The organism is Rahnella perminowiae (assembly GCF_019049755.1).
Lineage (GTDB): Bacteria > Pseudomonadota > Gammaproteobacteria > Enterobacterales > Enterobacteriaceae > Rahnella > Rahnella perminowiae.
This window is the reverse complement of sequence record NZ_JAFMOS010000612.1, coordinates 22,242-29,685: the sequence shown is the minus strand read 5'-3', so window position 1 is coordinate 29,685 and position 7,444 is coordinate 22,242. Positions and strand designations below refer to the sequence as shown.

Sequence of the window (7,444 nt, the reverse complement as noted above, 5' to 3'; positions counted from 1 at the left end):
GTAATGATCTAGATCAAATGAATACTGCCTACAAATAGGTAATCTCTGTGCATAGTCACTCAACGTTACTTGAAACATATAAACATCGGGTGATGAATGTGATTTAAACGTTATCTGCTTTATCCGGTGCTTCACAACTGAAAGCTCTTTGAGCAAATAAAGAGACAAAGACAACTTATTGAGAATCTTAGAGTTAATTAGTTTCTCACGGTGACTGATAGCAGGTCTATACTAGTCTTTGGCAGGTTATTTACTAAAAGAGTTTAACTTTATCAGGAGAGCATTATGGCTGTAACAAATGTCGCTGAACTAAACGCACTCGTTGCTCGAGTCAAGAAGGCACAGCGCGAATATGCCAACTTCAGTCAAGAGCAGGTAGATAAGATTTTCGCTGCCGCCGCTCTGGCTGCTGCCGATTCTCGAATTCTGCTGGCTAAACTGGCTGTTGAAGAATCCGGAATGGGTATTGTTGAAGACAAAGTGATCAAAAACCACTTCGCTTCTGAATACATTTACAATGCTTACAAAGATGAAAAAACCTGTGGCATCCTGGGCCAGGATGACACCTTCGGTACCATTACTATCGCTGAGCCAATTGGCCTGATTTGCGGTATCGTCCCGACTACCAACCCAACTTCTACTGCAATTTTCAAGGCACTTATCAGCCTGAAAACACGTAACGGTATTATCTTCTCCCCACACCCACGTGCCAAAAATGCAACCAACAAGGCTGCGGATATCGTTCTGCAGGCCGCCATTGCTGCCGGTGCGCCAAAAGATATCATTGGCTGGATTGATGAACCAAGCGTAGAGCTTTCCAACCAACTGATGCACCACCCGGACCTGAACCTGATTCTCGCCACCGGCGGTCCTGGTATGGTGAAAGCAGCTTACAGCTCCGGCAAACCAGCCATTGGTGTAGGCGCGGGTAATACTCCAGTTGTAGTCGATGAAACCGCAGATATCAAACGTGTGGTGGCTTCCGTTCTGATGTCTAAAACCTTTGATAACGGTGTCATCTGTGCTTCTGAACAGTCCATCATTGTCGTTGATTCAGCTTATAACGCAGTCCGTGAACGTTTTGCTTCTCACGGTGGCTACATGCTGCAAGGTAAAGAGCTGAAAGCCGTTTCAGATATCATTCTGAAAAATGGTGGCCTCAACGCCGCTATCGTCGGTCAGCCAGCGGTGAAAATTGCTGAAATGGCTGGTATCAAAGTCCCTGCAAATACAAAAGTGCTCATCGGTGAAGTCACCGTCGTTGACGAGTCCGAACCTTTTGCGCATGAAAAACTGTCCCCTACCCTTGCTATGTATCGCGCGAAGAATTTCGAAGACGCCGTCACTAAAGCAGAGAAACTGGTAGAAATGGGCGGTATCGGCCATACCTCTTGCCTGTATACCGATCAGGACAACCAACCAGAACGTGTGAATTATTTTGGCAACAAAATGAAAACCGCACGTATTCTGATCAACACCCCGGCTTCACAGGGTGGTATCGGTGACCTCTACAACTTCAAACTTGCTCCGTCTCTGACGCTGGGTTGCGGTTCCTGGGGTGGTAACTCCATCTCCGAAAACGTCGGTCCTAAACACTTGATCAACAAGAAAACTGTAGCGAAGCGAGCAGAAAACATGTTGTGGCATAAACTTCCGAAATCTATCTACTTCCGTCGTGGCTCACTGCCAATCGCACTGGAAGAAGTGGCGACCGATGGAGCAAAACGCGCCTTCATCGTAACTGACCGCTTCCTGTTCAATAATGGCTATGCTGACCAGATCACCAGCGTTCTGAAAGGTCATGGTATTGAAACTGAAGTGTTCTTCGAAGTTGAAGCTGACCCAACGCTGAGCATTGTACGTAAAGGCGCTGAGCAGATGAACTCCTTCAAACCAGACGTTATCATCGCACTGGGCGGTGGTTCACCAATGGATGCCGCGAAGATTATGTGGGTTCTGTATGAGCACCCGGATACTCAGTTCGAAGATTTGGCACTGCGTTTCATGGATATCCGTAAACGTATCTACAAATTCCCGAAAATGGGCGTGAAAGCGAAAATGATCGCCGTCACTACCACTTCCGGTACCGGTTCAGAAGTGACGCCATTCGCTGTGGTGACTGACGATGCAACTGGCCAGAAATATCCACTGGCAGATTATGCACTGACACCTGACATGGCTATTGTAGACGCCAACCTTGTCATGAATATGCCGAAATCACTGTGTGCCTTTGGTGGTCTGGATGCAGTGACTCATGCACTGGAAGCGTATGTTTCTGTACTGGCGAACGAATATTCCGATGGCCAGGCTCTGCAGGCACTGAAACTGCTGAAAGAAAACCTGCCAGCCAGCTATAAAGAAGGCGCAAAAAATCCGGTTGCCCGTGAACGTGTTCACAATGCGGCAACTATTGCGGGTATCGCGTTTGCGAACGCCTTCCTTGGGGTTTGTCACTCAATGGCCCATAAACTGGGTTCAGAGTTCCACATTCCACATGGTCTGGCTAACGCCATGCTGATTTCAAACGTTATCCGTTATAACGCTAACGACAACCCAACTAAACAGACTGCTTTCAGTCAGTATGACCGCCCGCAAGCGCGTCGTCGCTACGCAGAAGTCGCTGACCATTTAGGTCTGGGCGCGCCGGGTGACCGTACTGCGCAAAAAATCCAGAAACTGCTGACCTGGTTGGATGAAATCAAAGCGGAGCTGGGTATCCCAACCTCTATCCGTGAAGCAGGCGTTCAGGAAGCAGACTTCCTGGCTAAAGTAGACAAACTGTCTGAAGATGCGTTTGATGACCAGTGTACCGGTGCTAACCCACGTTACCCGCTGATCGCCGAACTGAAGCAGATTCTGATGGATACTTACTACGGCCGTGAATTCAGTGAGGACGCAGCAGAAGAAATTGCTGCTCCGGCACCAAAAGCTGAAAAGAAAACCAGCAAAAAATAACTTGCTGAGATGCTGATAGTAAAAAACCCGCTGAAAGGCGGGTTTTTTTATGGTCCGAATTTGCGATTTATCGTTCAACAATCACTCGCAGGCCTTAGTCAACGCCCGGGGCTCAGAGAGGCTTGGGCTTACTTTCGTCTATGACATCACACGCAGCCATCGCTTCTTTGTAATGCTTACGGCACACCGAAACATAGCGTTCATCACCACCAATAACGACCTGTGCGCCATCATGCAAGGCGTTACCGTTCTCATCCAGTCTGAGATTGCGATTAGCCTTGCGGCCACAATGGCAAATGGTTTTAAGTTCAACCAGCTTATCTGCCCAGGCCAGCAAATATTCGCTGCCTTCGAAAAGTTCTCCACGAAAATCCGTTCTCAGACCATAACAAAGTACCGGCACATCCAGATCGTCTACAACGTCCGTAAGCTGCGATACCTGTGTTTTAGTGAGAAACTGGCACTCATCAATCAGAACGCAGCTTAAACGCTGTGTGCGGTTCTCCTGTGCCACCAGATTAAAGAGTTCGGTCTCCCTGTTGTAAAGCTCCGCAGGCGAAGACAAACCGATTCGTGAGCTGACTTTACCCAAACCATACCGGTTGTCGAGTTCTGCCGTTAGCACCAGCGTGCGCATTCCACGTTCTTGATAATTATATGAAGATTGCAGTAACGAGGTAGACTTACCGGCATTCATCGCCGAGTAATAGAAATAAAGCTGAGCCATAAAACAGTGACCCCATAATGTAATGGATGGCATAAATTTTCGGCATGTATTGTATCACATGCCTGCCAGACTATAACAACGGCCGGATAGCGCTCATGCCTGCCCCCGCAAGACATTCACTCCGGGTAAAATCATAGAAACTTACAATGAAAAATTATAACGGTATGAGATAATTATTCCCTGCGGTCAAGCCAGAATACCCGCAATAAAAGGGGAGTTAATATGTCTTCATTGACGAGTAAGGATTTGTCTATACATTAAAGAAGTCGATGGAAATGCTACCCACAAAGAATCATTTTTCTGAGTTCGTACTTCGTCCGCCCGCTTTTTTTTCATATCCTTACATTACATGGCTTCACGGATGCTTTAATTTTATTAACAATAACTGCCTTAAATAACTACTTTCTCAAACCATCAACAATCCTCAACAGAGTATTGAAATTAGGGTTATCACCCCCAGATAAATAGCGCTAAGCAGCCTGACTATATTTCGTAGTGACTAAACATTATTTGCTTTAAATGCGTAAATTAAGGTCAAGCAAACAAATTCGCTATTGCAGAATACAGAAGAGCATTCTATTATTATCCAAACGCCCCCCACCAATATAATTCGAGACTAGTATAATGAGCGAAGCATTAAAGATTCTGAACAACATCCGTACTCTGCGTGCACAAGCGAGAGAATGCACTCTGGAAACGCTGGAAGAGATGCTGGAAAAATTAGAAGTTGTTGTGAACGAGCGTCGTGAAGAAGATTCTCAGGCAGCTGCAGAGATTGAAGAGCGCACCCGTAAACTGCAACAATACCGCGAAATGCTGATTGCTGACGGTATCGATCCTAACGAATTGCTGCAAACGATGGCTGCGACTAAAGCGACCGGTAAAACAAAACGTGCAGCACGTCCGGCTAAATACAAATACGTTGATGAGAACGGCGAAAACAAAACCTGGACAGGCCAGGGTCGTACTCCAGCTGTAATCAAGAAAGCAATCGAAGAGCAAGGCAAGTCACTGGACGATTTCCTGCTGTAATTGCCAACATTAACGTCACTGTTAATGCTAAAAAGCCCATCGCTCTGATGGGCTTTTTGTTTTATTACGCTGTAATATTGATCCGGCAAATACAAAACTGACACAGCCTGTTGCATAAACATCCATAAGATTTAACTGATTCCATTAAAAAAGGCCGCATTTGCGACCTTTGGTAAAACAATACAATATTAAATCTGATAAAAGTCGCGATACCAGTCCACAAAGCGCTGTACGCCCTGCTCTACAGGCGTTTCAGGCTTGAAGTCAATAGCCTTAGCCAGAGGCAACGTGTCTGCGCTGGTCTCGTGTACATCGCCTGGCTGCATTGGCAGCATATTCTTACCTGCAACTATTCCCAACGCCTTTTCCAGCGCACTGATATACGTCATCAGCTTCACCGGGTTACTGTTGCCTATATTATAAACGCAATAAGGCGCGGAACTGCTGGCTGGCGAGCCGTCTTCTACCGTCCAGTCTGGATCCGCTTGCGGAATAACGTCTTGTAAACGAACAATGGCTTCGGCGATATCATCGATATAAGTAAAGTCACGACGCATTTCGCCATGGTTATAAACATCTATGTTTTGCCCGCCAAGTATTGCTTTGGTGAACTTGAACAATGCCATGTCCGGGCGCCCCCACGGGCCATATACAGTAAAGAAACGTAACCCGGTGGTGGGAATTTTATAAAGATGTGAATAGGTATGAGCCATTAATTCATTGGCTTTTTTCGTAGCCGCATACAGCGAAACCGGATGATCGACAGAATCATCCGTTGAAAAAGGCTGTTTTTTGTTCAGACCGTATACTGAACTGGAAGAAGCATAAAGCAAATGCCCGACGTTATTATGACGACATCCTTCCAGGACGTTAACAAATCCTATGAGGTTGGAATCGGCATAAGCCAGAGGGTTTTCGATAGAATATCGGACACCGGCCTGCGCAGCTAAATGGATAACACGTTCAAACCTCTGTTCCGCAAACAATGCGGCCATGCCCTCACGATCGGCTAAATCCAGCTTAATAAACTCAAAGCCATCTTTATTTTCCAGCTGAGCGAGACGGGCCAGTTTCAGATTGACGTCATAGTAGTCATTCAGATTATCAATGCCGATAACGCAATGACCTGCTGCCAGCAAACGTTGTGACACAAAGAAGCCAATAAAGCCCGCTGCGCCAGTGACCAGATATTTCATGCAAACTCCTTACAGAACCGGATTGATTGATGCGCCACGACCTATGCCGTAGTAAGTAAATCCGCGTTTCTCCAAACGTTCAGGATCGAATAAATTACGACCATCAAAGATAACCGGCTCTTTTAACGCTTTTTTGATCACATCAAAATCCGGAGCACGGAAGTTCTGCCATTCCGTACAAATAATCAGCGCATCGGCATTATGCAATGCAGATTCTTTGGTTCCCATCAATTCCAGATCATCACGGTGACCGTAGATCCGCTGCGTTTCGTTCATGGCTTCCGGATCATAGGCTTTGATTTTCGCGCCCGCTGCCCAGAGTTGTTCCATTAATACGCGACTCGATGCTTCACGCATGTCATCGGTATTTGGCTTAAATGACAGCCCCCACAGTGCAAAGGTTTTCCCTTTAAGGTCATCGCCGAAGTGGCGCTGAATGAAAGCAGGCAATTTATATTTTTGCTGGTAATTGACTTGTTCCACAGCCTGCAACAATTTCGGCTGATAGCCAATGTGTTCAGCAGTGCGGATTAACGCCTGGACGTCCTTAGGGAAACAGGAACCACCGTAGCCGCAGCCAGGATAGATAAAGTGATAACCAATGCGTGAATCAGAACCGATGCCCTGACGGACTTTCTCGATATCCGCACCCAGCATTTCTGCCAGATTAGACATTTCATTCATGAAACTGATTTTGGTGGCCAGCATACAGTTGGCAGCGTATTTAGTCAGCTCTGCACTGCGGATATCCATCAGGATCATGCGATCGTGATTACGATTAAAAGGTTCGTAAAGTTCACGGATCGGATCAATAGCGTCAGGATTATCCGTACCGATAACAATACGTTCAGGTCGCATACAGTCTGCGACTGCCGCCCCTTCTTTGAGGAATTCAGGGTTAGAGACAACATCGAAGCTGATGTCCACGCCGCGTTCTTTGAGTTTCTCTGTCATCACTGCACGGACTTTATCCGCAGTACCCACCGGAACGGTGGATTTATCGATAACCACTTTTGGTCCGGTCATATGCTCAGCAATCGTACGCGCAACGGCAGTCACATATTTCAGATCAGCGGAACCATCTTCATCAGGTGGGGTACCCACCGCGATGAATTGTACCGTTGCATGCGCTACACCTTCAGCCGCATTGGTGCTGAACAGCAAACGCCCTGCTTCATAGTTGCTCTGAACCAGCGGTGTCAGGCCCGGTTCAAAAATTGGGATCAGCCCGTTTTTCAGGTTTTCTACTTTCTTTGCATCTACATCGATACACAAAACTTCATGCCCAACTTCAGCAAGAACCGCCGCCTGAACAAGTCCGACGTAACCGATACCAAAAACTGTTACTTTCATCAGCGAATTCCTATTTGTTATTTTAAACAATGTAAAATAGACAGCCAAATTTTCCGGAACGGATTATAACAGTTTCAGGCACAAGTGCGCCTGGAAAGGCATATTTTGCATTGAGATACGTCTTAGAAGATTGAAATAATGTATGAAGGTAAAACATCGTGCGGGGAAAATGCTCAGGATT

General features: G+C 46.5%; 5 protein-coding genes. 2 read left to right on the top strand and 3 right to left on the bottom strand.

Annotation, left to right across the window (positions count from 1 at the left end; all coding sequences use genetic code 11):
- The first annotated feature begins 285 nt into the window (after positions 1-285).
- Entirely contained in the window at positions 286-2,955 is a 2,670-nt protein-coding gene (gene adhE, locus J1785_RS20125; RefSeq protein WP_217220376.1) for a bifunctional acetaldehyde-CoA/alcohol dehydrogenase, read from the top strand.
- A gap of 112 nt (positions 2,956-3,067) precedes the next feature.
- Here adhE and J1785_RS20120 read toward each other — a convergent pair whose 3' ends face one another.
- A complete protein-coding gene (locus J1785_RS20120) occupies positions 3,068-3,682 on the bottom strand; it encodes a thymidine kinase (RefSeq protein WP_217220374.1) in 615 nt (204 codons plus the stop codon).
- Positions 3,683-4,306: 624 nt separating this feature from the next.
- On the opposite strand from J1785_RS20120, the gene hns reads away from it, so the two are divergent.
- Positions 4,307-4,714 (top strand): histone-like nucleoid-structuring protein H-NS, encoded by a 408-nt coding sequence (gene hns, locus J1785_RS20115; protein ID WP_129951614.1) that lies wholly within the window; start codon positions 4,307-4,309, stop codon positions 4,712-4,714.
- A 188-nt stretch (positions 4,715-4,902) separates the two neighbouring features.
- On the opposite strand, the gene J1785_RS20110 is transcribed toward hns, so the two are convergent.
- Positions 4,903-5,910 carry an NAD-dependent epimerase gene (locus J1785_RS20110; RefSeq protein ID WP_217220373.1) on the bottom strand — a complete coding sequence of 336 codons (1,008 nt, stop codon included), beginning with the start codon at positions 5,908-5,910 and terminating at the stop codon, positions 4,903-4,905.
- 9 nt (positions 5,911-5,919) lie between these two features.
- Positions 5,920-7,263, bottom strand: coding sequence for a UDP-glucose dehydrogenase family protein (locus J1785_RS20105; RefSeq protein WP_129951616.1), 1,344 nt, complete (start codon positions 7,261-7,263; stop codon positions 5,920-5,922).
- Positions 7,264-7,444: the final 181 nt, after the last annotated feature.

Coding starts and splice junctions, on each gene's coding strand:
- adhE (WP_217220376.1), top strand. CDS start 286: ATGGCTGTAACAAATGTCGCTGAACTAAACGCACTCGTTGCTCGAGTC.
- J1785_RS20120 (WP_217220374.1), bottom strand. CDS start 3,682: ATGGCTCAGCTTTATTTCTATTACTCGGCGATGAATGCCGGTAAGTCT.
- hns (WP_129951614.1), top strand. CDS start 4,307: ATGAGCGAAGCATTAAAGATTCTGAACAACATCCGTACTCTGCGTGCA.
- J1785_RS20110 (WP_217220373.1), bottom strand. CDS start 5,910: ATGAAATATCTGGTCACTGGCGCAGCGGGCTTTATTGGCTTCTTTGTG.
- J1785_RS20105 (WP_129951616.1), bottom strand. CDS start 7,263: ATGAAAGTAACAGTTTTTGGTATCGGTTACGTCGGACTTGTTCAGGCG.